Genomic DNA, 24664 nt, shown 5'->3' with positions numbered 1-24664 from the left:
GGCGCCGCACGCCGCCGTGCCACCTCCCCGCCCGGCGCCTTTCTCCCTCGTGGACGAGATCGCCCGGCACTGCGCCCAGGAAGCCGAGCCGGAGACCGTGCACGTGGAGGTGCATCTGCCGGGACGCGTGGACCGCCCGCGGCTGCGCGCCGCCTTTGGGCGGGCGCTGGCGCGGCACCCGAGGGCGCTGCTGCGGCAGGCCCCCGTGCGCTGGTGGCACCCGCGCTACGTATGGGAGCCGGCCGGCTCACCGGACACAGCTCCGGTGTCCTTCTCCGGGCGAGACCCGGGGTCGCTGCGCCGCGCCCGGGAGCAGGCACTTGCCGAGTGCCCGCGCCTGGACGCCGGGCCGCCCGTACGTCTGGCGGTGACCGAACAGGCCACCCGTACGGGTACCGGCAATACGGGCACCGGCACCGTGCTGCTCCTCACCGCCCACCACACCGCGCTGGACGCCCCGTCCTGTCTGCGCCTGTTGGCGACCACCGCTGAGCTGTACGGCGGCGCGGCCAACTCCCCCGCGCCGCCTCCCGTGCGCGCCCCGGAGCCGACCGTCCGGCGCGCCCGCAGGAACGGCGCGTCGCCCGTAAGCACCGCGCTGCGCCGTCCGGCCCGCATCGCCGCCGACCGCGCCGGCGCGACGCCCGGCAACGGCATGCTCCTGACCCAGCTGCCCGTACCGGCCCGGCCGCCCCGCGCCCCCGAAGCGGCCGGGCCCGCGCACACGGTCAACGACCAACTCCTCTTGGCCGTCTTCCTGATGGTGACCCGCTGGAACCACCTGCACCGCACTCGCGCCGCTCCCGTGGTGCTCACCATGCCGGTCGACGACCGGCCGCGCGGTACCGGGATGCCGCTCGGCAACGGGACCCGGCTGGTCCCGGTGTGCTTCGGACCGGCGGACCTCCGGGACGCAGCGCCGGCCGCCGCCTCCGGGCCGCCGGGCCCGGCGGCGATCGCTCGGCTGCTGCGCCGCACCGCGGCCCGCACCCGCGCCCTCAAGGCCACGCCGGGCCGCCCCCTGGGACTCGCGGGCGCCGTCCTGACCGCCCCCGTGCTGCCGGTCGGCGTACGGGCCGCCGTCACCCGCCGCGCGCGAGCCGCCGCCGCGCCCTGGACCTCCACCGCCCTGCTCTCCAACATCGGCCGGGTGCCGTACCCGTTCGACTTCGGCGACGGGGGCCGGGCCACCGGGGTGTGGTTCTCCGCGCCCGCCCGAATGCCGCGCGGGCTGTCGCTCGCCACCGTCTCCACCGGCGACCGGATTCAGCTCACCCTGCGCTGGTCCCGGGCGCTGCTGGACGACGCGGCGGGCGGCGCCCTGTGCGCGCTCTTCGAGGAGTCGTTGGCGGCGACCTCCTGGAGCGGCGCATGACCACGACAGGCGCACGGCACGGCCCCGGGGGCCTGCGGTCCTTCTACGAAAGCCCGTTGGTGCCCGTCGCCTCCGGGGCCGAACGGGCGCGGCGGCAGGCGCTGATGCTCGCGCGGGCGCTCGGCCCGGCCGACGAGGGGCGGGCCCCGGCCATGGTCCTCGATGTCGGCTGCGGGGACGGGTCGGCGGCGGCCACCGCCGCGCCGTACCTGTCCGGTCACCGCCTCGTGGGCGTCGACTGGTCACAGGATGCACTGCGCCGCGCTGCGACGCGCATCCCGTATGCCGTGCGCGGCGAACTCGGCGGTGCCGGGCTGCCCTTCGGAGACGGGGTGGCCGACGCGGTGCTCTTCAGCGAGGTCGTCGAGCACCTCGTGGAGCCGGACGCGGCCCTCGACGAGCTGCGCCGCGTCCTGCGCCCGGGCGGCCATCTGCTGCTCTCCACACCCAACCTCGCCGCCTGGTACAACCGCGGCCTGTTACTGGCCGGCGTGCAGCCGGTGTTCTCGGAGGTGAGCCTGCGCGGCATTCACGGCCGCCCGGGCAGCCAGGTCGTCGGCCACCTGCGGCTCTACACGGCCCGTGCGCTGCGCGGTTTCCTGACGGCTGCCGGGTTCGAGGTCGTACGGATGGCGGGGGCGCCGTACCACGATGTGCCGCGCCCGCTGCGGCCGCTGGACCGGGCGCTCTGCCGGTTCCCGTCGCTGGCGTCCATCCTGCTGGTGCACGCCCGTCGGACGGGGCGCTAGCCGTGCCGCGCGCGCCGTGGACCGGCACCCGCCGGCGGACGACGGCCGGCCCTGTCCCGCCACACTCGTACGAGGGAGCTGATGCATGAAGCCGGACGACCCGCTGCTGCGCATACTCGCCTGTCCGCTCGACAAGGGGCCGCTGGCCCTGATCGCTGAGGAGGGCGTGCTCTACAACCCACGACTGCGCCGCCGCTATCCGATCCTGGACGGTATTCCGCAGCTCCTGCCCTCTTCGGGGGAGCAGGTCTCCCCCGAAGAGCACGAGCGGCTGCTGGCCCGTATGCAAGTGGCGGGCGGGGCGCACGGTGCGGCGGGCGCCTCCGAAGGCGGGGCCCGGCCGTGACGCTCGCCGCGCGGTTCGCCCCGCACCTGCCCCCGCGGCTGGTCTCCGCCACCGCCACGCTGCTCTACCCGCGCTTCGAGCCCGAGCTGCGCCGGCTCTCCGACTTCTGCCGGCCCGGCGGCACGGCCGTGGACGTGGGCGGCTGGTACGGGCCCTGGGCGCGGCATCTGGCGCGCCGCGCCGACCGGGTCGTCACCCTGGAGCCGGTGCCGCATCTGGCGCGGCTCCTGGCGGCCGTGACGCCCGACAACGTCGAGGTGGTGCGGGCCGCGGCCGGCGACCGCTCGGGGACCGCCACGCTGTGGCTGCCCTCCGGAGGGCGCGGCGACCGCGGCGTCTCCTCACTGGTGCGCCGCCGGCTGCACCGCAGCGCCTTGGAGGTGCGCTGCGTGGCCCTGGACGATCTGGAGCTGTCCGACGTGACGATCATCAAGATCGATGTGGACGGCGCCGAACCGGCCGTGCTGCGCGGCGCCGAACGCACCGTCGAGCGGTACCGGCCCGCCCTCTTCGTCGAGCTGGAGACCCGTATCCAGCCGCTCGGTCCGGTCCTGGAGTGGATCGCGGCGCGCGACTACAGAGGCTGGGTGCTGCCCGGAGACCGCTGGCTTCCCTTGGCCGCCTTCGACCTCCCGGGGCACCAGGCCCGCACGTCCTATGTGGCCGAGCACGGGCTGCTGCGCCGCACGCTGGTGCCGCACCGCCGCTACGTCAACTCCGTGCTCTTCCTGCCGCGCGGCCGCGGCCCCGGTGACCCCGCGTACCGTACGAATCCGGCCGCCACCCGCCCCGTACTGCGCGACGATGTGCGGCATGAGCCCTACGGATGAGCCCGGACCCCCACGCGAACCGCGGAGCCGGCTGCAGGAGCCCGCAGGAGGGCCGCAGGGGCCGCTCGGCGTGCCGGGCCGGCTCGGCTTCCAGCTGGTCCTGCTGCGCCGGATGGCGGACCACCAGCCGGGCCTGGTGGAGGACGCGCTGCGCACCTTGGGTGTGACCCGCCCCGAGATGCGCGAGGCCAACCGCCGCTGGCAGGCGATGAGCCGCTCGCCCCGGTCGCGCGGCGCCCTGCAGCGGTACCGCTCGGTCCTGGGCCCTCCGGAGACCGACACCGCCCGCCGGGTCGGCGACCTGACGTGCCGGGCGCTGACCTGGCCGGTGCCCCTCTGGCCCGGTCTGCGCTTCGAGGTGCTGGCCGCGCCCGGGGGCGCGGTGTGGAACGAGTGGCTGGTCCGCGCACCGGGTGCGTCGGGTCCGGTACTCCGATCGGCCGACGACCTGGTGCCGTGGTCCTGCACTGTCGAAGAGGTCGCACACGCGTTCCCCCCGGCCCGCCCGATGGAGGGCTCGGCGCCCACCCGCTGGCGGCTGGGTTTCACCGCTCCGGACGCCCCCTCCGGCCGCCCCGAGCCACGGGTCGCGGAGTTCACGTGGGGCCTGCTGCAACGGCTGCTCGACTGACCCAGAGCACGGTGCGACGCCACTCGCACGGCCCCGTTCAGCGGGCAGCCGGACGCGTACGGCAGAAGGATGACGGTCGAGAGGTGTGCTGCCGCTCCTGCTCCTATCGGCCCACCCGCGGAGGAATCCCATGACCACCAGCGTTGGGCAGCTGCGTCGTTGCTCGGTCGCCGTCGACCTCGGCGCGGCGCGCACCCGGGTGTACGTGAAGAACCACGGCCTGATCGTGGACGAACCGACCGTCACAGCCGTCAACAGCCGTACCGGCGCGCTCATAGCCGTCGGCGGCCGCGCCGAGTACATGGCGGGCCGGACCCCCGACCACATCCGGGTAATCCGCCCGGTCTGCCACGGCACGATCGTGGACATCGAAATGGCCCAACGGCTGCTGCGCCAGCTGGTGGGCGACAAACTGCGCCGCGCGTGGCGGCGCAAACCCACCATGCGGGCGGCGGTCTGCCTGCCCGCCGGAAGTGAGCCGCTGACCCAGCGGGCCGCCGTGGAGACGCTCACCGGGCTCGGCGCCCGGCGGGTGGAACTGGTCGACACGATGGTGGCCGCCGCCGTCGGCTGCGGCCTGCCGGTCGAACAGCCTGAAGCGACGATGATCGTGGTCTGCGGGGCCGGCACGACACAGATCGCCGTGTTGTCCCTCGGGTCCATCGTGGCCTCCGAAACCGTCCCCGTAGGCGGCGAGGCCGTCGACCACGCCGTCGTACAGCATCTGCGGCTGCACCACGAGCTGATGGTCGCCAGCCAGAACATCCGCCCGCTGCACCTGGCGCTCGCCGGTGACGACGGCCCCGAACCGGCCCCGGTGGAGGTGCACGGCCGCGACGTGGTGAGCGGCGAGGCCCGCTGCGTCCTCGTGGAGCCCGAACGCGTACGGCGCGCCATCTCCGCCCGGCTCACCGGCGTCCTCGACGGCATCAGTGAGGTGCTGCGGCACTGCCCGCCCGACCTGGTCGCCGACCTCGCCGAGCGCGGCATCATGCTGGCCGGCGGCAGCGCGCTGATCCCGGGCCTGGAGCCGATGATCCGGCAGGGCACGATGATGCCCGTCCAGGTGGCCGAGCGCCCGGACACCTGCGCCGTCCAGGGACTGGCCGCGATGATCGAGGGCCATGTCTCCCCTCTGGAGCTGGCGCCGCTGACCCCCTGAAGCGCACACCGCCCCATACAGACGACGGAGCCCGCGAGCCAGAAGGCGCGCGGGCTCCGTACGTAGGCGGGAAGGGCCGGACCCCTTCAGAGCGTCCGGGTGTTCCAGGCCACCACCGCGGGGCGGTCGTGTTCCGTGCCGAGCACGCCGATCGCCCCCGTCTCGAAGGTGAACAGCGCGCCCGCGGACGCCGGCAGCCCCAGCTCCCGGGCCGCCAGCACGCGCAGGAAGTGCGCGTGCCCAACCAGCGCGACGTCCCCGTCGGCCGCCGCCCGCCGCGGCGCCAGCCGGGCCAGCACGCGGTCGGCGCGGGCACCCACCTGCTCGGGCGTCTCGCCCGGATGCTCCTCGGGGCCGGGGGCGACGCCGTCGGTGAACAGGAACCACTCGGGGCGGGTCCGGTGGATGTCCGCCGTGCGCACGCCTTCGTAGCCGCCGTAGTCCCACTCCACCAGGTCGCTGTCGACCTCGGCGCCGGCGAGACCGGCCAGCTCGGCGGTCCTGCGGGCCCGGGCCATGGGGCTGACCAGCGTCAGCGCCACTTTCCGGCCGGCGAGCAGCGGGCCCAGTTCCCGGGCCTGCTCGATGCCGCGCTCGGTGAGGGGGAGGTCGGTCCAGCTGGTGTGCTGACCCGAACGGCTCCACTCCGTCTCACCGTGCCGGATCAGCAGGAGTTCACTCACCGCCGCCCTGCTGCTCCTGCTGGGCCTCCGCGACGGACGCGCGGACCTCGTCCATGTCCAGGTTGCGGGCCTGGCCGATGACGTCCTCCAGAGCCTCCTCGGGGAGCGCGCCCGGCTGCGAGAAGACCGCGATGTTGTCCCGGACGATCATCACCGTGGGGATCGACTGGATCTGGAAGGCCGAGGCCAGCTCCGGCTGCGCCTCGGTGTCGACCTTGGCGAAGGTCAGGTCCCCGTGCTTCTCGGAGGACTTCTCGAAGACCGGCGAGAACTGCTTGCACGGGCCGCACCACTCGGCCCAGAAGTCGATGAGGACGAAATCGTTCCCGGAGACGATCTCGTCGAAGTTGTCCTTGGTGAGCTCTACCGTGCTCATGTGCTTTCCCTGCTTCCGGTCCGGTCGTCGGTGTTCAGTCGCGTCAACGGGAGACGCGGAGGGGCGTATTCCACCAGGGTGTCCCACATGCCGTGCTCCGCACCCCGCGCCACGCGGCCGCCCGGCACCCCTGCCCACGTTGCGCCGTCCTAGACATACACATTCGGCCTGATCGGGGAGGAGCCGACGCCCGGGCGTGTCGCGCCCCCGCACAGGGGCCGCGCGCCCCGCCACCGGGTGGTGAGCGGCGCACCTCGGGGTGGTCAGCTCCGCTGCACCCGTAGGCCGTCGAAGACCATCGTGGCCAGCGCGTCGGCCAGTGTCGGTACGGACAGCCCGCCGTCCGGGCGGTACCACTCGATCAGGGAATTGACCGTACCGAACAGCAGCCGGCTGATCAGCCCCGGGTCGATGTCACCACGTACCCCGCCCTCGGCCGCCGCCTGCCGCATCAGCTCCGCGACCCGGTGATCGAAGTCACGCCGCCGCTCCAGGGCCCGCTTCTCCGCCTCGCTGTTCCCGTGCACGCGCAGCAGCAGCGTCACGTAGGGCAGCTCGGCGGCCAGGGTCTCCACGCTGCGCCGTACGGTGTGCTCCAGGCGGGCCGTGGCGTCCGCGTGCGCGCCGCACGGCTCGTCGAGCACGGCGAAGAGCGCGTCCAGGGCCCGGCCGACGGCCAGGTCGAGCAGCTCTTCCTTGCCGGACACGTGGTGGTAGATGGAGGACTTGCTGATGCCCAGCCTGCGGGCCAGCTCCTCCATGCCGGTGCCGTCGTAACCGCGCTCATTGAACACCTCGACCGCGACCTCCACGAGGGAGTCGCGGTCGTAGGTGGTCCGGCCCTGCCGTGCCCCCGGGTTCCGGTCGGGTCGTCTGATCATGCCCTCACTCTGACACGGGGTGTGCCCCCGGTACGGCCGGCGGGCGCCCGTACCGGGACGCGCGGGCGTCAGTCCCGTTCGCGCACGTCCACGATGCGCTTGAGCTTGCCGACCGAGCGCTCCAGCGTCTCCGGGTCGACGATGTCGACGCTCACGGTCACGCCGACGCCGTCCTTGACGCCCTTGGTGATCGACGCCGCGGCCGCCGCGCGGGCCTCCGTACCGGCGTCGGCGCGCGCCTCGACCCGTACGGTCAGGTGGTCCATCCGGCCGCGCCGGGAGAGCCGCAGCTGGAAGTGCGGGGCGACCCCGGGGGTACGCAGCACGATCTCCTCGATCTGGGACGGGAAGAGGTTCACCCCGCGCAGGATGATCATGTCGTCGCAGCGCCCGGTGACCTTCTGGATGCGGCGGAAGTTCGGCCGGGCCGTGCCGGGCAGCAGCCGGGTGAGGTCGCGGGTGCGGTACCGGATGACCGGCAGCGCCTCCTTGGTCAGCGAGGTGAACGTCAGCTCGCCCTCCTCGCCGTCGGGCAGCGTCTCTCCGGTGACCGGGTCGACGACCTCGGGGAAGAAGTGGTCCTCCCAGACGTGCAGCCCGTCCTTGGTCTCCACGCACTCCTGTGCCACGCCCGGGCCGATGACCTCGGACAGGCCGTAGATGTCCACCGCGTGGATGTCCATCCGCTCCTCGATCTCGCGGCGCATCTCCTCGGTCCACGGCTCGGCGCCGAAGATGCCGATCTCCAGGGAGGTCGTACGGGGATCGACGCCCTGCCGCTCGAACTCGTCGAGGAGGGTGAGCATGTACGAGGGCGTGACGAGGATGATCTCGGGCCGGAAGTCCTGGATGAGCTGGACCTGACGGGCGGTCATGCCGCCGGAGGCGGGGATGACCGTGCAGCCGGCGCGCTCGGCACCGTAGTGCGCGCCGAGCCCGCCGGTGAACAGGCCGTACCCGTAGGAGTTGTGGACCTTGTGGCCCGGGCGGCCGCCGGCCGCGCGGATCGAGCGGGCGAACACGTCCGCCCACATGTCCAGGTCGGCCTCGGTGTACCCGACGACGGTGGGGCGGCCCGTCGTGCCGCTGGAGGCGTGCAGGCGGCGCACGTCCGCCATCGGCACGGCGAACATCCCGAAGGGGTACGTGTCGCGCAGGTCGGCCTTGGTGGTGAAGGGGAAGCGCGCCAGGTCCGCCAGGCTGCGGCAGTCCTCGGGACGGACGCCGGCCGCGTCGAACTTCCTGCGGTACAGCTCCACGTTGTCGTACGCGTGCCGCAGCGTGGCCTGGAGGTTCTTGAGCTGCTGCGCCCGCAGTTCGTCGCGGCTCAGCCGCTCGCCCGCGTCCAGGAGCTCGTCGGGGAGCGGGGTGCCGGTCTTCCGGCGCTCGGCCGCCGGGGCCGTCGGATTGCTGACCATGCTGCTCATTCCTCCACACCTCGGATCACGCGGCTTCGCCCCCGGAACTCCGCGATGACTTCCCCGCCCCGCTGGACACTCACGTCGTATATGCCGCTCCGCCCGTACCGCGTGCGCTCCTCGGCCCGCGCCAGGAGGACGTCGCCCTGCTTGGCAGGCGCCACGAACGTCACATCGGCGCCGGCGGCCACGGTCACCGGGCCGTGGCTGTTGCAGGCGCAGGCGAAGGCCGTGTCGGCGAGCAGGAAGAGATAGCCGCCGTGGGCGATGCCGTGCCCGTTGACCATGGTTTCGCCCACGGTCATGCGCAGCACGGCCGACCCCTGATCGGCCTCCAGCAGCTCGATGCCGAGCCGCTGTGACGCCTGGTCCGCGGCGAACATCCGCTGTGCCGGACTGGAGTTTTCCACAGGTCATCAACCACCCTTGCTGCCCGACCGAACATTCGGTTAGCGTTACGACGCGGTTAAACAATCAGCATCTGAAGTGCCTGTCAAGAGGTGGACTGCCTTGTCCGAGAGCGTCACTGACCGAGCCGTCGACCGATCCTCCGGTCGCGCCACTGATCGAACCGACTTCTTCCCCCGCCACAAGGACCTGCTGGAGCGCGCCGTCGCCGCGGCCGGTGACCGGGACCACTGGTCGCCGCACCCCGAGTCGCCGAGCCCGAAGGTGTACGGCCCGGAGGCGGCGCCCGCCGGCGAGGCCGCCTTCCGCGCCCACCTGGGCTCCGCCTTCAAGCTCCCCGGCCATCCGCAGAGCGGCACGGTCGCCGTCGGCGAGCGCTCTCCGTACGGCCTGCCGCTGGACGTCGACTACCCGCGCATCACGCCCGAGGAGGCGGTGGCCGCGGCGAAGACGGCGGCGCCTGCCTGGCGCGCGGCCACGCCGGACGTCCGCGCGGGCGTCGCCGCCGAGATCCTGTCCCGGCTGAACGCCGCGAGTTTCGAGATCGCGCACGCCGTGCACCACACGACGGGCCAGCCCTTCGTGATGGCGTTCCAGGCGGGCGGGCCGCACGCGCAGGACCGCGGCCTGGAGGCGGTGGCGTACGCCTGGGCCGAGCAGAAGAAGCTCCCGGCGGTCACGCGCTGGACGAAGCCGCAGCGCAAGGGCGAGCCCCTCGTCATGGAGAAGACCTTCACCCCCGTGGGACGAGGGGTGAACCTGCTCATCGCGTGCAACACCTTCCCCACGTGGAACGGCTATCCGGGCCTCTTCGCCGGCCTGGTCACGGGCAATCCCGTGATCGTCAAGCCGCACGCGGGCGCCGTGCTCCCGCTGGCCATCACGGTCCGGATCGCCCGCGAGGTGCTGGCCGAGGCGGGTTTCGACCCGGACGTGGTCCTCCTCGCCGCCGAGACCGCCGACCAGCGCACCGCCGCCGAGCTGGCGCTGCACCCGGACGTCCGGGTCGTGGACTTCACCGGCTCCAAGGAATTCGGCAACTGGCTGGAGGAGCACGCCCGCCAGGCCGTCGTGTACACGGAGAAGGCCGGCCTGAACACCGTCGTGCTGGACTCCACCGACGACTACAAGGGCCTGCTGCGCAACCTCGCCTTCGCCCTCTCCCTGTACAGCGGCCAGATGTGCACCACCCCGCAGAACCTGCTGGTGCCCCGCGACGGCATCCGTACGGACCAGGGCACCCGTACCGCAGCGGAGTTCGGCGAGGACCTGGCGGCCGCGCTGGACAAGCTGCTGGGCGACCCGGAGCGGGCGGCGGGCACGCTCGGCGCGCTCGTCAACGACGGGGTGCGCGCCCGCCTGTCCGAGGCGGTGGGACTGGGTCAGGCCGTGCACCCTTCGGGGACCGTCGAGCACCCCGAGTACGACGGCGCCACGCTGAGCACGCCGCACGTCGCGCTGCTGGACGCGGCCGCCGACGCGGGGACGTACACCCGCGAGTGGTTCGGCCCCGTCTCGTTCGTGATCGCCACCGACTCCACGGAGCACAGCCTCCGGCTCTTCACCGAGACGGTCCGGGCGCACGGCGCGCTCACCGCCACCGTGCACGCCACCGGCGAGGACGTCCTGGAGGCCGCCCGGACCGCCGCCCTGGAGGCCGGCGTCCACCTCTCGGAGAACCTCACCGGCGCGGTCTTCCCCAACCAGACCGCCGCGTTCAGCGACTTCCACGGCAGCGCGGCGAATCCGGCCGCCTCCGCCACGCTCACCGACTCGGCCTTCATCACCGGCCGGTTCGACGTGCTCCAGTCCCGCCGCCACGTGGCCCCCGAAGCGGCCACCGCCACCGAGGAGAGCTGACGTGTCCGACGAGGTCTACCTGGTCGACGGCGCCCGTACGCCGCAGGGCCGGTACGGCGGCGCGCTGGCCTCCGTACGCCCCGACGATCTGGCCGCCCTGGTGGTCGGCGAGGCGGTGCGCCGCGCCGGCGCCCCGGCCGAGGCCGTCGACGAGGTCATACTCGGCGCGGCCAACCAGGCCGGCGAGGACAACCGCGACGTGGCGCGGATGGCCGTACTGCTGGCCGGCCTGCCGCACACCGTCCCCGGGTACACCGTCAACCGCCTGTGCGCGTCCGGTCTGACCGCCGTCGCCTCGGCCGCGCAGGCCATCAGGGCGGGCGAGGCGGACCTGGTGGTGGCGGGCGGCGTGGAGTCGATGACCCGCGCGCCCTGGGTGATGGCCAAGCCCGGCACCCCCTGGGCGAAGCCGGGCGAGGTGCACGACACATCGCTGGGCTGGCGGTTCACCAACCCGAGGTTCGCCGCCGCCGACCGCGAGGTGGCCGGGTCCGGCCCCGAGACGGCCAAGACGACGCTCTCCATGGGCGAGACCGCCGAGGAGGTCGCGGCGCTCGACGGCATCACCCGGGCCGAGTCCGACGCCTTCGCGCTCCGCAGCCATCAGCGGGCGGTCGCAGCGCAGGAGGCCGGCCACTTCGACCGGGAGATCGTTCCGGTACCGGTCAAGGGCGGGCGGCAGGGCGCGGACGGCGAGGTGACCCGCGACGAGGGCCCGCGCCCCGGCACGACCCTCGACAAGCTCGGCACACTGCGGACGATCTTCCGCAAGGAGGGCGTCGTGACCGCCGGTTCCTCCTCGCCGCTCTCCGACGGCGCGGCCGCGCTGCTGGTGGCGAGCGCCGAGGCGGTGCAACGGTACGGCCTGACGCCCCGGGCCCGCATCGTCACCTCCGCCTCGGCGGGCCTTCAGCCGAACCTCATGGGCCTGGGCCCGGTGCCGGCCACGGAGAAGGCGCTGGCCCGCGCGGACTGGAAGATCTCCGACCTGGGCGCGATCGAGCTGAACGAAGCCTTCGCCGCCCAGTCGCTGGCCGTCACCCGGCGGCTCGGCCTGGACGAGGACAAGGTCAACGCCGACGGCGGCGCCATCGCGCTCGGCCACCCCCTCGGCTGCTCCGGCGCCCGCATCCTGCTGACGCTCCTGGGCCGCCTGGAGCGCGAGGACGCCCACAGGGGCCTGGCCACGCTGTGCGTCGGTGTCGGACAGGGGGTCGCGATGCTGGTGGAGCGGATATGAGCGGCACGACAGCGGCCGGCAGCACGGGCGGCGCGGGCGGCTCGGTGGTGGACGCCTCGTACGAGACGCTGCGCGTGGAGGAGCGGGACGACCGGGTCGTGGTGACCCTGTACCGCCCCGAGGCGCGCAACGCGATCAGCGGGCGGATGATCTCCGAGCTGCACGCCGTCTGCGACCTGTTGGAGCGCGACCCGAGGCTGCTGCTGCTCACCGGGCACGGCGGCGTCTTCGCGGGCGGCGCGGACATCGCCGAGCTGCTGCGCCGCGGCCGGGACGACGCACTGCGCGGCATCAACAGCCGGCTGTTCGAGCGGGTGCGGCGGCTGCCGATGCCGACGCTGGCCGCGGTGGACGGCTGGGCGCTGGGCGGCGGCGCGGAGCTGAGTTACGCCTGCGACCTGCGGATCGCCGGGCCGGACGCGGTGTTCGGGAATCCGGAGCCTGGGCTGGGCATCCTTGCCGCGGCCGGCGCGTCCTGGCGACTGCCGGAGCTGGTCGGCGAGTCGGTCGCCAAACAAGTACTGCTCGCCGGGCGGAACTTGGACGCGTCTGCGGCGCTCGCCGCGGGCCTGGTCATGGAGGTCGTCCCGGCCGACGAGCTGCTGGACCGGGCACATGCCGTACTGGACCGCATGGCGCGCTCCTCGGCGACGGCGCTGCGGCTGACCAAGCTCGTGGTGGACGCCCCCGGCGCGCATCCGGTCGCCGACGACCTCGCGCAGGCGGTGCTCTTCGAGGGGCAGGACAAGAAGGACCGGATGACGCGCTTCTTGGAGAAGAGGGGCTCGGAAAAGAGGGACCCGGAGACGAAGGGCCCGGAGACGAAGGGGGAGCGATCGTGAGTGCGGCAGTGGAGGAGGCCGGGGCGAGCGCGGCTCCGGTGGCGGTGGGCGTGATCGGTGGCGGGCGGATGGGCGCCGGCATAGCCCAGTCGTTCGCGGCGGCCGGCTCGCAGGTCACGGTCGTCGAGAGCGGCGCCGAGGCCGCGGCGGCCGCGCTGGACCGAGTGGCCACCGGGCTCGCGCGCGCCGCCGAGCGCGGCAAGCTCACCGAGCCGGCGGAGACGGTGCTGGCCCGAGTCGCCACGGTCGCCTCCCCCGGGGAGCTGCCCCGCGAGGTCGGGCTGGTCGTCGAGGCCGTGCCGGAGGACGCCGCGCTCAAGGCGAAGCTGCTGGCCGCGGCCGAGCAGGCGGTCTCCGACGACACCGTACTGGCGACGAACACCAGCTCCCTGTCGGTCACCGAGCTCGGTGCCGCGCTCCGGCGCCCCGCCCGTTTCCTCGGCATGCACTTCTTCAACCCCGTACCGGCCTCCGCGCTGATCGAGCTGGTCGTCGCCCCGGAGACCGCGGACGCCACGCTGGAATCAGCCCTGGCCTGGACGCACGCGCTCGGCAAGACCGATGTCGTGGTCAAGGACTCCCCCGGCTTCGCCAGCAGCCGGCTGGGGCTGGCGCTCGGCCTGGAGGCGGTGCGGATGGTCGAGGAGGGCGTGGCGGAGCCCGCCGCGATCGACGCCGCGATGACCCTCGGGTACAAGCACCCCATGGGCCCGCTGCGGCTGACCGACCTGGTCGGTCTGGACGTCCGCCTCGCGATAGCGGAGTACCTGCAGTCCACGCTGGGTGAGCGGTTCGCGCCGCCCGCGCTGCTCCGCGAGAAGGTCGCCCGCGGCGAGCTGGGACGCAAGACGGGGCAGGGGTTCTACACATGGGAGTGAGCACTCCGGAGACGCCCGACGAGGCAGCCGGGCCCGGCGGGGCGACCGGCCACGACGAGACGTACACCCAGGGTCACCCCGACCACGGCGTCACCTACCACCTCCAGGACGGCGTGGCCGTCATCGAGCTGGACCGCCCGGAGGCGGGCAACGCCCTGGACCGGACCACGAAGCACGGCCTGCTGGCCGCCGTCCGCCGGGTCGCGGCCGAGGGCGACGCCGTACGGGCGGTGCTGCTCACCGCCCGGGGCAAGGCGTTCTGCGTGGGCCAGGACCTCAAGGAGCATGCCCGGGCGCTGGAGGAGCGCCCGGCGTCGGCGTTCGCCACCGTCACCGATGAGTACAACCCGCTCGTGCTGGCGCTGCGTGCGCTGCCCCAGCCGGTCGTGGTGGCCGTCGAGGGCGCGTGCGTGGGCGCGGGGCTGGGGCTCGCGCTCTGTGCGGATGTACGGGTGGTGGCTGCCGGGGCCCGGTTCGCCACGGCCTTCACCGGCATCGGGCTGGCCGCCGACACGGGACTGAGCGCGTCGCTGACGGAGGCCGTGGGGCCGTCCCGGGCGGCCGGGCTGTTCCTGCTGGGTGACCGTTTCGGCAGCGACGAGGCGCTGAACTGGGGACTGGCGCACCGCGTGGTCCCCGACGGCACGGCCGCCGCCGAGGGCCGGGCGCTGGCCGGCCGCCTCGCCCAGGGCCCGACCCTGGCGTACGCCCAGGTCAAGCGGCTGCTGTGGGAGGCGCCCGGCGCCGCCACGGCCGACGTACTGGACCGTGAGGCGGCCGCGCAGGCCGCCCTGGGCGCCACCCACGACCACCGAGCGGCCGTCCGGTCCTTCCTCGACCGCGACCGCCCCGCTTTCGAAGGCCGCTGAGCGAGGGTTCGCCCCTCCGAAAGCCCCTCCGGAAGCCCGCCTCGAAAACGCACCCGTCCCCTCGGGAAGCGGCCCCCGAAAGATTCACGGCCGCCTCTTGCCATACACGCCGAGATACACGAGACTGAGTAACCGAACGAACGGTCGGTTGGGAAGGATGGACATGCCAAGCTCTGCATCCTCGTCACCGGGCGACACCGCGGCGGCGCCGCCCCAGGAGCCCGGTCTCCAGGCGCACTTCGACCGCACGATCGCCCGTGACCAGCGCGTCGAGCCGCGGGACTGGATGCCGGAGGGATACCGCAGGACGCTGATCCGGCAGATCGCCCAGCACGCCCACTCCGAGATCATCGGCATGCAGCCGGAGGGCGCGTGGATCACCCGCGCCCCCTCGCTGCGCCGCAAGGCGATCCTCTTCGCGAAGGTCCAGGACGAGGCCGGTCACGGTCTGTACCTGTACTCCGCGGCCGAGACCCTGGGCGCGGACCGCGACGACCTGACCGACCGGCTGATCGAGGGCCGGCAGAAGTACTCCTCGATCTTCAACTACCCCACCCCGACCTTCGCCGACGTCGGCGTGATCGGCTGGTTCGTGGACGGCGCCGCGATCTGCAATCAGGTGCCCCTGTGCCGCAGTTCGTACGGCCCGTACGCGCGGGCCATGGTGCGGGTCTGCAAGGAGGAGTCGTTCCACCAGCGGCAGGGCTATGAGCTGCTGCGGACGATGATGGCGGGCACGCAGGCGCAGCGCGACATGGTGCAGGACGCGGTGGACCGCTGGTGGTGGCCGTCCCTGATGATGTTCGGCCCGCCGGACGACGACTCGCCGAACTCCGCGCAGTCGATGGCCTGGCGCATCAAGCGCCACTCCAACGACGAGCTGCGGCAGAAGTTCGTCGACATGACCGTCCCGCAGGCCGAGAAGCTCGGCGTCACCCTCCCCGACCCCGAGCTGAAGTGGAACGAGGAGCGCGGCCAACACGACTTCGGCACGCCCGACTTCTCCGAGCTGATGCGGGTCATCAAGGGCGACGGGCCGTGCAACGCCGAGCGGATGGCGCGGCGCCGCACGGCCCATGAGGAAGGCGCCTGGGTGCGCGAAGCAGCGGCGGCCCATGCGGCCAAGCAGGCCCGCCGGGAAGAGAAGGAGCGCGCGGCATGAGCGAGACCCGAGGCCAGGCACCCGAGCACCCCAAGGGCCAGTGGCCGCTGTACGAGATCTTCGTACGCAGCAAGCGCGGCCTGAACCACGTGCATGTCGGATCGCTCCGCGCCGCCGACGACCGGATGGCGCTCACGCACGCCCGCGACCTCTACACCCGGCGCAACGAAGGCGTCTCCCTCTGGGCCGTGCGCAGCGACCACATCGTCGCGTCCACGCCCGACGAGAAGGACCCGTTCTTCGAGCCCAGCGGCGACAAGGTCTACCGCCACCCGACCTTCTACGACATCCCGGCGGACGTCCCGCACATCTAGCCGGCCGAGCCCGCGAACAGGATCGATCAGGAGCAGCTAGGACATGGCAGCCGACATGAGTGAAGCCCGCGAAGCGGCCGACGATCACGTGTATCTCTCGCTGGCCGACGGCGACGAGGGCGACGCCCGCTGGGCCTTCGGCACGGGCTTCGCCGACCCGCTGCACGGCGTGCCGACGGCACTGCCCGAGGGCGTGGACGCGGCCGCGCTGGCCGCGGTCTGCGTGGCCCTCGGGGACGACGCGCTGATCACCGCGCAGCGGCTGGCCGAGTGGTGCACCCGCGCCCCCGAGCTGGAGGAGGAGATGGCGCTCGCCAACATCGGCCTCGACCTGCTCGGCCAGGCCCGGCTGCTGTACGCCCGCGCCGGGCAGGCCGACGGCACGGGCCGCGACGAGGACGCGTACGCCTACTTCCGCGACGCGGCGGACTTCCGCAACGTACGCCTGGCGGAGCTGCCCCGCGGCGACTTCGCGTGCTGCGTCGGGCGGCTGCTGGCGCTGTCCGCATGGCGGCTGGCCCTCTTCGAGCGGCTGGCCGGCTGTGCCGACCCCGTGCTGGCGGCGGTGGCCGCGAAGGGCGTCAAGGAGCTGACGTACCACCGGCAGTACGCGGCGGAGTGGGTCGTCCGGCTCGGCGACGGTACGGAGGAGTCGCACCGCCGGATGCAGGCCGCCTGGACGGAGCTCGCCCCCTGGCTGGACGAGCTGTACGCGGACCGGACCGCCGAGAACTTCGGCGCGCCCGCCGAGGATGTCGCCGAGGCCACCCGCGCGGTGCTCGCGCAGGTCGCCGAGGCCGCCGGACTGAGTACTCCCGCGCAGGTCACGGCCGTGCCGGGCACAGGCCGGGCCGGCGACCGCACGGAACACCTGGCGCCGCTCCTCGACGAGCTGCAGGGCCTCGCCCGTGCCCACCCGGAAGCCGCGTGGTGACGATGACCGCGACCCTGCACGTTCTTCACGACGACGGCGCCGCGCCGGAGACCGCCGCGGCCCGCGCCCGGCGGACAGCCTCCGAGGTCGTCGACCCCGAGCTGCCCATGGTCACCCTCGCCGAGCTGGGCGTCCTGCGCGGCGTCGAGGTGGCGCCGGACGGCTCGGTCACGGCCACCATGACCCCGACCTACTCGGGCTGCCCGGCCATGGCCGAGATGCGGGCCACGCTCGCGGCCCGGCTGCGCGCCGCCGGGTATGCGGACGTCCGTATCGAAACGGTGCTGGACCCGCCGTGGACGACGGACTGGATCTCTGAGGAGGGCCGCCGCAAGCTCGCCGAGCACGGCATCGCGCCGCCCGGCCCGGCCCCTCGCCGCACGGAAGGCCCGGTCCTGCTGGACCTGTCGCCGACCCGCCGGGCCGTGCCCTGCCCGCGCTGCGGCTCCGCCGACACCGAGGAGCTCTCCCGCTTCGGCGCCACCTCCTGCCGGGCGCTGCGCCGCTGCCGCAGCTGCCGGGAACCGTACGAGCACGTCAAGGAGATCTGATGACCGCCCCCACCGCGCCCGCCTCGCCCGCCCCGGCGGCGGCCCCGGCCCGCCGGCGTCCGGCGTTCCACTCCCTCCGCGTCGCCGCGGTCGAGCCGCTGACCGAGGACTCCGCCGCCGTCAGCTTCGATGTACCGGAGGAGCTGGCCGAGGAGTTCGCGTTCGCGCCCGGCCAGTCGCTCACTCTCCGCCGGGAGATCGAGGGCCGCGACGAGCGCCGCTCGTACAGCATCTGCGCCCCCGTCGGCGACACCCCGCGGATCGGCGTCCGCGTCGTGCCCGGCGGCCTGTTCTCGTCCTGGCTGGTCAACGACGTACGGCCCGGGGACACCGTCGAGGTGATGGCGCCCACCGGCTTCTTCACCCCCGACCTCACCGTCCCCGGTCACCACGTCCTGATCGCGGCCGGCTCCGGGATCACGCCGATGCTCTCCATCGCCGCGTCCGTGCTGGCCGCCGACGACAGCTCGCGCGTCACGCTCTTCTACGGCAACCGCCGCACGGCCACGGTGATGTTCGCGGACGAGCTGGCCGACCTGAAGGATCGTTACCCCACCCGCTTCCAGCTCGGCCATGTCCTCTCCCGGGAGCCGCGCGAGGCCGAACTGCTCTCCGGGCGCCTGGACGCCGACCGGCTGTCCGCGCTCATCGGCTCGCTGGTCGACGTGGCGGACGCCGACCACTGGTGGCTGTGCGGCCCGCACGGCATGGTCCGCGACGCGCAGCAGGTACTGGACGGCCTCGGCGTGCCCGAAGGCCGCGTACACCAGGAGCTGTTCTACGCCGACGACGAGCCGGTGCGCGAGGCGCGGCACGAAGAGGCCCCCGCCGACGGCCCGGTCAGCGAGGTCACGATCACCCTCGACGGCCGAACGACGACCCAGCCGCTCCCCCGCGACCGCGCCATACTGGACGGCGCCCAGCAGGCCCGCCCGGACGTCCCGTTCGCCTGCAAGGGCGGCGTCTGCGGCACCTGCCGCGCGCTGATCCGCGACGGCGAGGCCGACATGCGCCGCAACTTCGCGCTGGAGACCTCCGAGGTCGAGGCCGGTTACGTCCTCACCTGCCAGACCTTCCCGGCCTCCGAGACCCTGACGGTCGACTTCGACAGCTGACCGCCCCAGATCCGGCCGAAGCAGCCGGGCGAACGGCCCGTTCGGACACCGGCCCTCAGGTCCGGCCACGCAGCTCCAGCCACGCCGCCAGCCGTACGTCCGGATCGTCCAGGTCCAGCGGGAACAGCTCGCGGATGCGCCGCAGGCGGTGGCGCAGGGTGTTCGGGTGCACCGTGAGGCGGGCCGCGGCCGAGGCCACGTCGCCGACAGCGGCCAGCCACGCCATGAGGGTGCCCGCGTAGTCCGTGCCCTGCTCGCGGTCGTGCGCCAGCAGCGCGGTGACGCCCGGGAGCCGCAGCCAGGGGTCGCGGTCCAGCTCGTCTCCGAGGCGGTCCAGCAGAATGCGTTGGCGGACGTCGCGGGCCGTGGCCGCCGGGCGCGCGTGCCCGTCGCGCGCCGTCGCACGCAGCACGTCGTCCGCCTCCCTGCGCAGCGCCGCGGGTTGCAGCAGGTCGGTGTGCGCGCGGGTGATCGCGGCGCGTACGCCGTCGCCGACCGCCGTACGGACGGCCGCCAGCGCCGCGTCGGCGAACCGCCGGGCCGCCGCCTCCCCGGCATCCGGCAGCAGGACGTGCACGGCGTCGACCGTGGCGGCCACGGTGGCCGTGTCCCGGTGGGCGGCGCAGTGCCGCACCAGAGCCGATTCGAGGTGGCCGAGCAGGGCGGCGCCGGCACCGGCCGCGCCGAATCCCCCGCCGACCGGGCCGAATCCCCCGCCTGCCGGGCCGGACCCCGTGCCCGGCGCGAAAGCCGCCAGGCAGAACTCCGTACCGGGCCGCAGCCCCAGCCGCGCCGCCGCCTCCTCCGCGGGCGGCCCCGCGCCGTGCAGCACGGCGCGGAGGGCGTCCCGGCGCATCCGACGCTCCGTCTCCGGCGAGTGCAGCGCGCGCAGCAGGTGCGGCGCGGCGAGCCGGGCGGCGTCCTGGAGGGCCGCCGCGGCGTCGTCGGACAGCCCGCCGGCCGGTTCGATCGCCCAGAGCGTGCCGAGCGGCAGCGCCCCGGCCCGTACGGCGACGGCGGCCCGTGCCAGCTCGTCGCCGTCGGCCGGGAAGCGGACGACGCCGGGCGCGGCGAGCACCTCGCGGTACTGGCGGCGCTGTTCGGGGATGTCGGGGACCCGGCGCTGGAGGATGCCGCGCTCGCGCAGGGCGTCGATCCGCTGGCCGGGAACGTTGGAGTACGCGACGACGTTCTGGTCCAGGTCCTCGATGGCCACCGAGCCGCCGGCCACGGCCGCGAGAGTGTCGGCGAGCGCGAACAGCTCCTCCCCGCCGGCCGGTCCGGCACCGGCCGCGCCGCCGATCCCGTAGGCCGCGAGCGCGCAGCTCAGCTCCGCGTCCACCTGCCGCCACGGCACCGCGTCCCCGGCCGCCAGTACCGCGATCCCGCAGCCCGCCGCCGCCTCGGCCAGCCGCGCCGGGTCCTGGCCGCGCTGCTTGACCACCACGGCGGTGAACCCCTGTGCGGCCGCCCGCCGCAGCACCGCGCACGCCTCCGGGTCCGTCACGTCGGCGCCCACGAGCAGCAGGAGCGCGGCGGGCGAGGGCGGCAGCGGGTCGCCCGGATCGTGGATCACCGTGCCGCGTACGGGGGCGTCCAGGCCCGCCGGTGCGGCCAGCACCCGCACGAGGACGCCGGGCGCGCCCTCGACGAGCTGCCGCAGCGTGCCGGCGGCGCGCTCCCCCAGCGGCCCGCCCGGCGCGACGGCGGACGCGGACGCGGGCGTGGGCATGGAGACCGGCACGGGCGCGGGCGTGGACGCGGGCGTGGAGGCCGGCGCGCAAGCGGAGCCAAAAGCGGAAGCGGAGTCCGCAGCGGAAGCCGAGCCCGAAGCGGACACCGGCACGGAAGCCGAGCCCGAAGCCATCCCGGACGACGGCATTGTCGAATCGGACAACGAGGCCCTCGTTTCCTGCGTCGATCGGCCGGGGCGCCGGCCCGTGCGGGCTGCCACGATAGCCCGCGCAGCCCGCCGAAAACGCCCCTCCAGTGACAGGAGCCGCACCCGTGACCGTGCCAGCGCGCCCCGCCCCGGCCCCCGCAACCGACCTCGTAGGTCTCTTCCCGCCCGGCTCCCACCTGGACCGGGACGGCGAGCTGGTGGTCGGCGGCTGCCGGCTCACCGACCTCGCCGCGCGCTTCGGTACGCCCGCCGTGATCGTCGACGAGGCCGCCCTGCGCGACCGCGCCCGGCAGTACGTACGCGCCCTCGCCGCCCATTGGCCGAACAGCCAAGCCGTCTTCGCCTCCAAGGCGTTCCCCTGCACCGCGGTGATCCGCGTGCTCACCGAGGAGGGACTGGGCGTCGATGTCGCCGGGGGTGGCGAGCTGGCCGCCGCGCTCGCCGCCGGCGCCGACCCGGCCCGCATCGTCGTGCACGGCAACGCCAAGACCGACGAGGAACTGGCCATGGCCGTCGAGGCGGGCGCCGGGACGGTCGTGGTGGACAATGAGGACGACATCGACCGCCTGGAACGCCTCGTGCCCCAGGCCGCCGAACAGCGCGTCCTGCTCCGCGTCATCCCGGAGGTCGAGGCGGACACGCACGAGGCGATGGCCACCGGGCACCGCGGCTCCAAGTTCGGCCTGGCGGTCCCGGACGCGGTCCGCGCGGCCGCCCGGCTGCGGGCGAGCGACCGGCTGCGCCTGGAGGGCCTGCACGTCCACGTCGGCTCGCAGCTGCTGGACACCGCGCCGTTCGCCCGCGCCGTGGAAGCGCTGGGCGCGCTCGGCGAGCTGGGCGAGCACGCGGTGTACGACCTGGGCGGCGGCCTCGGCGTGCGCTACACCTACGGCGACGCCCCGCCGAGCATCGAGGAGTACGTCCGCACCCTCACCGACGCGGCCCGCGCGCAGCTGCCGGGCACCGCACGTCTGCTCATCGAGCCCGGCCGTTCCCTCGTCGCCGGCGCCGCGCTCACTCTCTACCGCGCGGTGACCGTGAAGCCGGGGCCGCACACGCTGGTCGCGGTCGACGGCGGCATGGGCGACAACCTGGAGCCGATGCTGTACGGGCAGCGCTTCGAGGCCACGGTCGCCGCACGGGTGGGCGGCGGCGAGCCCTGCGACCTGGTGGGCCGGCACTGCGAGTCCGGCGACACCCTGATCCGCGACGTCCCGCTGCGCGCGCCCCGCGTCGGCGACGCCATCGCCGTCCCGGTCACGGGCGCGTACTGCTACTCCCTCGCCAACAACTACAACGGCGCCCGCCGCCCGCCCGTCGTCTTCGTCCGCGACGGCGCGGCCCGAGAGGTCGTCCGCCGCGAGACGTACGAGGACCTGCTGCGGCGGGACGTGCAGGAGCCCGTACGGGGGCTCTGAGAGCGCCCGGGCCCGAACACGCAGACGGGCCGCCACACGTCTCGCGTGGCGGCCCTGAAGCCGTGCGCTCCCGGTCAGATCGTTTCTGCTCAGGTGCGGGCGGTGGGGCGGGTGGGACTCGAACCCACGGCCGACGGATTATGAGTCCGCTGCTCTAACCGGCTGAGCTACCGCCCCCGTCACGGCGCGCCGCGCACATTTGTGCGCGCCGTCTGCCGCAGCATAGCCGCTCATACGATCTGCTGCCCGTGAGGGTGGGCGTCGAGCGCGGAGCGGCTCACTGCGTGCGATCGTGAAGACTTCGATCACCCACCGTTCGGTTCCACCCAGAGGCTCACTCTTTGGAGTGGTCCGGGTGTTCGATTCCCGGCGCCACTCCCCGCACGGCTCCGCACACGGAACCGGACACGAAAAAGGACCCCTTGCGGGGTCCTCTTCCTCCTGCTCCCCCGACTGGACTCGAACCAGTAACCCTCCGGTTAACAGCCGAATGCTCTGCCAATTGAGCTACAGGGGACTGCGCTCCCCCGACTGGACTCGAACCAGTAACCTGCCGGTTAACAGCCGGCTGCTCTGCCAATTGAGCTACAGGGGATTGCTCTGTGTGCCTCGAATGCACTCCGGTCCGGACTTCCGGACGGCGTGCGCTCGCTGCGACACATACATTAGCGCAAGCAGGGGGGTGCTTTGCCAATCGGTATGCCCACGGGTGATCACCCGGGCCCCGGGTACCGGTGAGAGCAGTACAGCCAGCGGCTCGCCGCTTCGACGGGAGGCACCCCGGAGCGGGACCGACAGACAGAGAGGTGGAGCGATGCGCTACCGGCTCACGTTCATCGCGGGACTGGCCATCGGATACGTGCTCGGCACCCGGGCCGGGCGGGAGCGGTACGAACAGCTGCGCAAAAGCGCGCAGCGGGTCGCGCAGAACCCCGCCGTCCGGAACACCGCAGAGTCCGCCGCGCAGACCGGCCGGCAGGCCGCGAACAAGGCGTACGACGCGGTATCGGCCAAGGTCGGCGACAAGATCCCTAACTCCGTTTCGGACCGCGTCCGTTCGCTGCGCGAGCAGCGTTCCGGCGCAGAGGACGACTGGGGCACCAGCAACACCTAGGGTGCGGCGCCGGCCGGACCGCCGGTCTCCGTGGGCCGCCGCCGCGCGGCCCGGGGAGACCGGCTTTCCGTAGGGGTCCCCGCATGCGGCATCATCAGGTCCTATGGGGATAGTCGCCGGGTTGGACAGCTCGTCCGCAAGTACACGCATCGTCGTCTGCGACACCGAAACGGGTGCCGTCGTCAGGCAGGGGTACGCCCCGCATCCTGACGGGAAGGGGCCCGATGTCGATCCGCAGACGTGGCTGATGTCACTCGGTGAGGCGGCCGCCGACGGACTCCTGGAGGGCGTGCAGGCGATCGGCGTCTCGGCGCAGCAGCACGGCCTGCTCCCGCTGGACGCCGACGGTGCGCTGATCCGGCCGGCCCTCATGGGCAACGACAAGCGGGCGCAGAGCGCGGCGGCCGACCTGATCGACGCGCTCGGGGGGCGCTCGGCATGGGCGGAGGGCGTGGGTTCCGTACCGCACGCCGCGCAGCCGGTGGCGAAGCTGCGCTGGCTGGCGCGCGCGGAGCCCGAGCACGCCGCCCGCGTCGCCGAGATCATGCAGCCGCACGACTGGCTGGTCTGGCAGCTGCTGGGGCGGCCCGCGCGGCGCACGACGGACCGGGGCGGTGCCTCGGGCACCGGCTTCTGGTCAGCGGCGAGCGGCGCGTACCGTCCGGATCTGGTCGAGCTGGCGCTCGGGCACCAGGTGCGGCTCCCCGAGGTACTGGGCCCGGCCGACGCGGCCGGGGTGACGCCCGAGGGGCTGCTGATCTCCGCCGGTACGGGCGAGACGATGGCCGCCGCTTTCGGGCTGGGCGTGGGGACCGGGGACGCCGTGGTGTCGCTCGGCGCCTCCGGGTCGGTCTTCGGCATCCACCACGAGGCGCTGGCGGACTCGACGGGGACGATCACGTCCTTCGCGGACGCGACCGGGATGCACCTGCCGGTCGTGCACACCAGCAACGCCGTCCGGGTGCTGCGCGGCATGGCCGAGGCGCTGGGGACGGACCTGGAGGGCCTGTCGGACCTGGCGCTGAAGTCGACGCCGGGCTCGTACGGGATGGTGATGCTGCCCTACCTGGAGGGCGAGCGGACGCCTCATCTGCCGCACACCGCGGGCTCGCTGCACGGGCTGCGGCGGGAGAGCATGAAGCCCGAGCACATGGCGCGCGCCGCCGTCGAGGGCATGCTGTGCGGGCTCGCGGACGCGCTGGACGTGCTGCGCGGGCGGGGCGTGCCGGTGCGCAGAGTGTTCCTGCTGGGCGCCGCGGCCGAGCTGGGTGCCGTACAGGCCGCCGCGCCCGCGCTGCTGGGCGCGCAGGTCGTGGTGCCGCAGCCAGCGGACTACGCGGCGGTGGGCGCGGCCCGGCAGGCGGCGTGGGCGCTGGGCGCCGCGCACGGCACGCACACGGCCCAGGAACCGCCGCGCTGGCCGGCCGCGGCCTGCCAGGTCTTCGAGCCGGGCGAGGAGCTGGCCGTGGGACAGGCGGTGCGGCAGCAGTACACGTCGGTACGGGAGGAGACGCACCCGGGCGCGTTCGCGGCGGCGACGGGCGGCCATGAGGCGGCGGCCCCGAGCCTTGCAGTGGACCAGGAGGCCGCGGAGAGCTGAGGGCA

25 protein-coding genes and 3 tRNA genes are annotated in these 24664 nt (G+C 73.9%); 19 read left to right on the top strand and 9 right to left on the bottom strand.

The genetic code is table 11. The features are described 5' to 3' along the window. Window positions 1-16: 16 nt before the first annotated feature. The 6 genes from CCS38_RS26270 to CCS38_RS26245 all read left to right on the top strand — a co-directional run bounded on the left by CCS38_RS26270 (window position 17) and on the right by CCS38_RS26245 (window position 5093). Window positions 17-1375 (top strand): condensation domain-containing protein, encoded by a 1359-nt coding sequence (locus tag CCS38_RS26270; protein WP_223735801.1) that lies wholly within the window; start codon window positions 17-19, stop codon window positions 1373-1375. Further along, complete coding sequence (locus CCS38_RS26265; protein WP_223735792.1) at window positions 1372-2124, top strand: class I SAM-dependent methyltransferase; 753 nt, start codon at window positions 1372-1374, stop codon at window positions 2122-2124. Before CCS38_RS26270 ends, CCS38_RS26265 begins: the two co-directional genes overlap by 4 nt. A gap of 85 nt (window positions 2125-2209) precedes the next feature. Next, window positions 2210-2470 (top strand): Trm112 family protein, encoded by a 261-nt coding sequence (locus tag CCS38_RS26260; RefSeq protein WP_223735791.1) that lies wholly within the window; start codon window positions 2210-2212, stop codon window positions 2468-2470. Next, entirely contained in the window at window positions 2467-3300 is an 834-nt protein-coding gene (locus CCS38_RS26255; protein ID WP_223735790.1) for an FkbM family methyltransferase, read from the top strand. The genes CCS38_RS26260 and CCS38_RS26255 overlap by 4 nt, the downstream gene beginning before the upstream one ends. Then, window positions 3284-3931, top strand: coding sequence for a hypothetical protein (locus tag CCS38_RS26250; RefSeq protein ID WP_223735789.1), 648 nt, complete (start codon window positions 3284-3286; stop codon window positions 3929-3931). The genes CCS38_RS26255 and CCS38_RS26250 overlap by 17 nt, the downstream gene beginning before the upstream one ends. Window positions 3932-4061: 130 nt before the next feature. Continuing rightward, a complete protein-coding gene (locus tag CCS38_RS26245; RefSeq protein WP_223735788.1) occupies window positions 4062-5093 on the top strand; it encodes a rod shape-determining protein in 1032 nt (343 codons plus the stop codon). Between the two features lie 86 nt (window positions 5094-5179). Here the strand turns inward: CCS38_RS26245 and CCS38_RS26240 are convergent, their stop codons facing one another. The 5 genes from CCS38_RS26240 to paaI form a co-directional block, all read right to left on the bottom strand. Then, window positions 5180-5776, bottom strand: a complete 597-nt coding sequence (locus CCS38_RS26240) for a histidine phosphatase family protein (RefSeq protein WP_223735787.1) — start codon at window positions 5774-5776, stop codon at window positions 5180-5182. Then, window positions 5769-6152, bottom strand: a complete 384-nt coding sequence (trxA, locus tag CCS38_RS26235) for a thioredoxin (RefSeq protein ID WP_223735786.1) — start codon at window positions 6150-6152, stop codon at window positions 5769-5771. Before trxA ends, CCS38_RS26240 begins: the two co-directional genes overlap by 8 nt. Before the next feature lie 263 nt (window positions 6153-6415). Then, a complete protein-coding gene (locus CCS38_RS26230) occupies window positions 6416-7033 on the bottom strand; it encodes a TetR/AcrR family transcriptional regulator (RefSeq protein ID WP_223735785.1) in 618 nt (205 codons plus the stop codon). A gap of 68 nt (window positions 7034-7101) precedes the next feature. Beyond that, window positions 7102-8451, bottom strand: a complete 1350-nt coding sequence (gene paaK, locus CCS38_RS26225; protein ID WP_223735800.1) for a phenylacetate--CoA ligase PaaK — start codon at window positions 8449-8451, stop codon at window positions 7102-7104. Window positions 8452-8456: 5 nt separating this feature from the next. Next, complete coding sequence (gene paaI / locus CCS38_RS26220) at window positions 8457-8834, bottom strand: hydroxyphenylacetyl-CoA thioesterase PaaI (RefSeq protein WP_223735799.1); 378 nt, start codon at window positions 8832-8834, stop codon at window positions 8457-8459. Window positions 8835-8961: 127 nt separating this feature from the next. On the opposite strand from paaI, the gene paaN reads away from it, so the two are divergent. From paaN to paaE, 10 genes are all read left to right on the top strand, one after another. Further along, window positions 8962-10719 (top strand): phenylacetic acid degradation protein PaaN, encoded by a 1758-nt coding sequence (gene paaN / locus CCS38_RS26215; RefSeq protein ID WP_223735784.1) that lies wholly within the window; start codon window positions 8962-8964, stop codon window positions 10717-10719. Window position 10720: 1 nt separating this feature from the next. Continuing rightward, a complete protein-coding gene (locus tag CCS38_RS26210) occupies window positions 10721-11959 on the top strand; it encodes a thiolase family protein (RefSeq protein ID WP_223735783.1) in 1239 nt (412 codons plus the stop codon). After that, the gene (locus tag CCS38_RS26205) at window positions 11956-12801 is read left to right on the top strand and encodes an enoyl-CoA hydratase/isomerase family protein (protein WP_223735782.1); all 846 of its coding nucleotides are present in this window, start codon (window positions 11956-11958) and stop codon (window positions 12799-12801) included. Before CCS38_RS26210 ends, CCS38_RS26205 begins: the two co-directional genes overlap by 4 nt. Before the next feature lie 68 nt (window positions 12802-12869). Continuing rightward, on the top strand, window positions 12870-13679 hold the full coding sequence (locus CCS38_RS26200; RefSeq protein WP_263302589.1) for a 3-hydroxyacyl-CoA dehydrogenase family protein: 810 nt from the start codon (window positions 12870-12872) through the stop codon (window positions 13677-13679). Beyond that, window positions 13670-14548, top strand: a complete 879-nt coding sequence (locus CCS38_RS26195) for an enoyl-CoA hydratase/isomerase family protein (RefSeq protein ID WP_223735780.1) — start codon at window positions 13670-13672, stop codon at window positions 14546-14548. The genes CCS38_RS26200 and CCS38_RS26195 overlap by 10 nt, the downstream gene beginning before the upstream one ends. Before the next feature lie 163 nt (window positions 14549-14711). Then, entirely contained in the window at window positions 14712-15710 is a 999-nt protein-coding gene (gene paaA, locus CCS38_RS26190) for a 1,2-phenylacetyl-CoA epoxidase subunit PaaA (RefSeq protein ID WP_223735779.1), read from the top strand. Next, window positions 15707-16024, top strand: coding sequence for a 1,2-phenylacetyl-CoA epoxidase subunit PaaB (gene paaB, locus CCS38_RS26185; RefSeq protein WP_223735778.1), 318 nt, complete (start codon window positions 15707-15709; stop codon window positions 16022-16024). Before paaA ends, paaB begins: the two co-directional genes overlap by 4 nt. A 43-nt stretch (window positions 16025-16067) precedes the next feature. Further along, window positions 16068-16958, top strand: a complete 891-nt coding sequence (gene paaC, locus CCS38_RS26180; RefSeq protein ID WP_223735777.1) for a 1,2-phenylacetyl-CoA epoxidase subunit PaaC — start codon at window positions 16068-16070, stop codon at window positions 16956-16958. Between the two features lie 2 nt (window positions 16959-16960). Beyond that, on the top strand, window positions 16961-17509 hold the full coding sequence (paaD, locus tag CCS38_RS26175; RefSeq protein ID WP_223735798.1) for a 1,2-phenylacetyl-CoA epoxidase subunit PaaD: 549 nt from the start codon (window positions 16961-16963) through the stop codon (window positions 17507-17509). Next, the gene (gene paaE, locus CCS38_RS26170) at window positions 17509-18624 is read left to right on the top strand and encodes a 1,2-phenylacetyl-CoA epoxidase subunit PaaE (protein WP_223735776.1); all 1116 of its coding nucleotides are present in this window, start codon (window positions 17509-17511) and stop codon (window positions 18622-18624) included. Before paaD ends, paaE begins: the two co-directional genes overlap by 1 nt. A gap of 55 nt (window positions 18625-18679) precedes the next feature. On the opposite strand, the gene CCS38_RS35590 is transcribed toward paaE, so the two are convergent. Then, window positions 18680-20368 carry a PucR family transcriptional regulator gene (locus CCS38_RS35590; RefSeq protein WP_223735775.1) on the bottom strand — a complete coding sequence of 563 codons (1689 nt, stop codon included), beginning with the start codon at window positions 20366-20368 and terminating at the stop codon, window positions 18680-18682. 263 nt (window positions 20369-20631) lie between these two features. Between CCS38_RS35590 and lysA the strand changes: the two genes are divergently transcribed. Further along, window positions 20632-21945, top strand: a complete 1314-nt coding sequence (gene lysA / locus CCS38_RS26160; protein WP_223735774.1) for a diaminopimelate decarboxylase — start codon at window positions 20632-20634, stop codon at window positions 21943-21945. Between the two features lie 103 nt (window positions 21946-22048). Here the strand turns inward: lysA and CCS38_RS26155 are convergent. The 3 genes from CCS38_RS26155 to CCS38_RS26145 form a co-directional block, all read right to left on the bottom strand. Continuing rightward, window positions 22049-22122, bottom strand: a tRNA-Ile gene (locus tag CCS38_RS26155). Between the two features lie 267 nt (window positions 22123-22389). Continuing rightward, a tRNA-Asn gene (locus CCS38_RS26150) sits at window positions 22390-22462 on the bottom strand. Between the two features lie 5 nt (window positions 22463-22467). Then, window positions 22468-22540, bottom strand: a tRNA-Asn gene (locus CCS38_RS26145). Window positions 22541-22759: 219 nt separating this feature from the next. On the opposite strand from CCS38_RS26145, the gene CCS38_RS26140 reads away from it, so the two are divergent. Together CCS38_RS26140 and CCS38_RS26135 are read left to right on the top strand one after the other, a co-directional pair. Beyond that, window positions 22760-23059 (top strand): YtxH domain-containing protein, encoded by a 300-nt coding sequence (locus CCS38_RS26140; RefSeq protein WP_223735773.1) that lies wholly within the window; start codon window positions 22760-22762, stop codon window positions 23057-23059. Between the two features lie 103 nt (window positions 23060-23162). Beyond that, window positions 23163-24659 (top strand): FGGY family carbohydrate kinase, encoded by a 1497-nt coding sequence (locus tag CCS38_RS26135; RefSeq protein WP_223735772.1) that lies wholly within the window; start codon window positions 23163-23165, stop codon window positions 24657-24659. The last annotated feature ends 5 nt before the right edge of the window (window positions 24660-24664 follow it).

Source organism: Streptomyces purpurogeneiscleroticus, assembly GCF_020024005.1.
Lineage (GTDB): Bacteria > Actinomycetota > Actinomycetes > Streptomycetales > Streptomycetaceae > Streptomyces > Streptomyces purpurogeneiscleroticus.
This window is presented reverse-complemented; position numbering and strand designations above follow the sequence as displayed.

Excerpts from the sequence above, each read along its gene's own strand:
- CCS38_RS26265 (WP_223735792.1), top strand. The coding sequence starts at position 1,372 with ATGACCACGACAGGCGCACGGCACGGCCCCGGGGGCCTGCGGTCCTTC.
- CCS38_RS26260 (WP_223735791.1), top strand. The coding sequence starts at position 2,210 with ATGAAGCCGGACGACCCGCTGCTGCGCATACTCGCCTGTCCGCTCGAC.
- CCS38_RS26250 (WP_223735789.1), top strand. The coding sequence starts at position 3,284 with ATGAGCCCTACGGATGAGCCCGGACCCCCACGCGAACCGCGGAGCCGG.
- CCS38_RS26245 (WP_223735788.1), top strand. The coding sequence starts at position 4,062 with ATGACCACCAGCGTTGGGCAGCTGCGTCGTTGCTCGGTCGCCGTCGAC.
- trxA (WP_223735786.1), bottom strand. The coding sequence starts at position 6,152 with ATGAGCACGGTAGAGCTCACCAAGGACAACTTCGACGAGATCGTCTCC.
- CCS38_RS26230 (WP_223735785.1), bottom strand. The coding sequence starts at position 7,033 with ATGATCAGACGACCCGACCGGAACCCGGGGGCACGGCAGGGCCGGACC.
- paaK (WP_223735800.1), bottom strand. The coding sequence starts at position 8,451 with ATGGTCAGCAATCCGACGGCCCCGGCGGCCGAGCGCCGGAAGACCGGC.
- paaI (WP_223735799.1), bottom strand. The coding sequence starts at position 8,834 with ATGTTCGCCGCGGACCAGGCGTCACAGCGGCTCGGCATCGAGCTGCTG.
- CCS38_RS26205 (WP_223735782.1), top strand. The coding sequence starts at position 11,956 with ATGAGCGGCACGACAGCGGCCGGCAGCACGGGCGGCGCGGGCGGCTCG.
- CCS38_RS26200 (WP_263302589.1), top strand. The coding sequence starts at position 12,870 with ATGGGCGCCGGCATAGCCCAGTCGTTCGCGGCGGCCGGCTCGCAGGTC.
- CCS38_RS26195 (WP_223735780.1), top strand. The coding sequence starts at position 13,670 with ATGGGAGTGAGCACTCCGGAGACGCCCGACGAGGCAGCCGGGCCCGGC.
- paaA (WP_223735779.1), top strand. The coding sequence starts at position 14,712 with ATGCCAAGCTCTGCATCCTCGTCACCGGGCGACACCGCGGCGGCGCCG.
- paaB (WP_223735778.1), top strand. The coding sequence starts at position 15,707 with ATGAGCGAGACCCGAGGCCAGGCACCCGAGCACCCCAAGGGCCAGTGG.
- paaC (WP_223735777.1), top strand. The coding sequence starts at position 16,068 with ATGGCAGCCGACATGAGTGAAGCCCGCGAAGCGGCCGACGATCACGTG.
- paaD (WP_223735798.1), top strand. The coding sequence starts at position 16,961 with ATGACCGCGACCCTGCACGTTCTTCACGACGACGGCGCCGCGCCGGAG.
- paaE (WP_223735776.1), top strand. The coding sequence starts at position 17,509 with ATGACCGCCCCCACCGCGCCCGCCTCGCCCGCCCCGGCGGCGGCCCCG.
- CCS38_RS26140 (WP_223735773.1), top strand. The coding sequence starts at position 22,760 with ATGCGCTACCGGCTCACGTTCATCGCGGGACTGGCCATCGGATACGTG.
- CCS38_RS26135 (WP_223735772.1), top strand. The coding sequence starts at position 23,163 with ATGGGGATAGTCGCCGGGTTGGACAGCTCGTCCGCAAGTACACGCATC.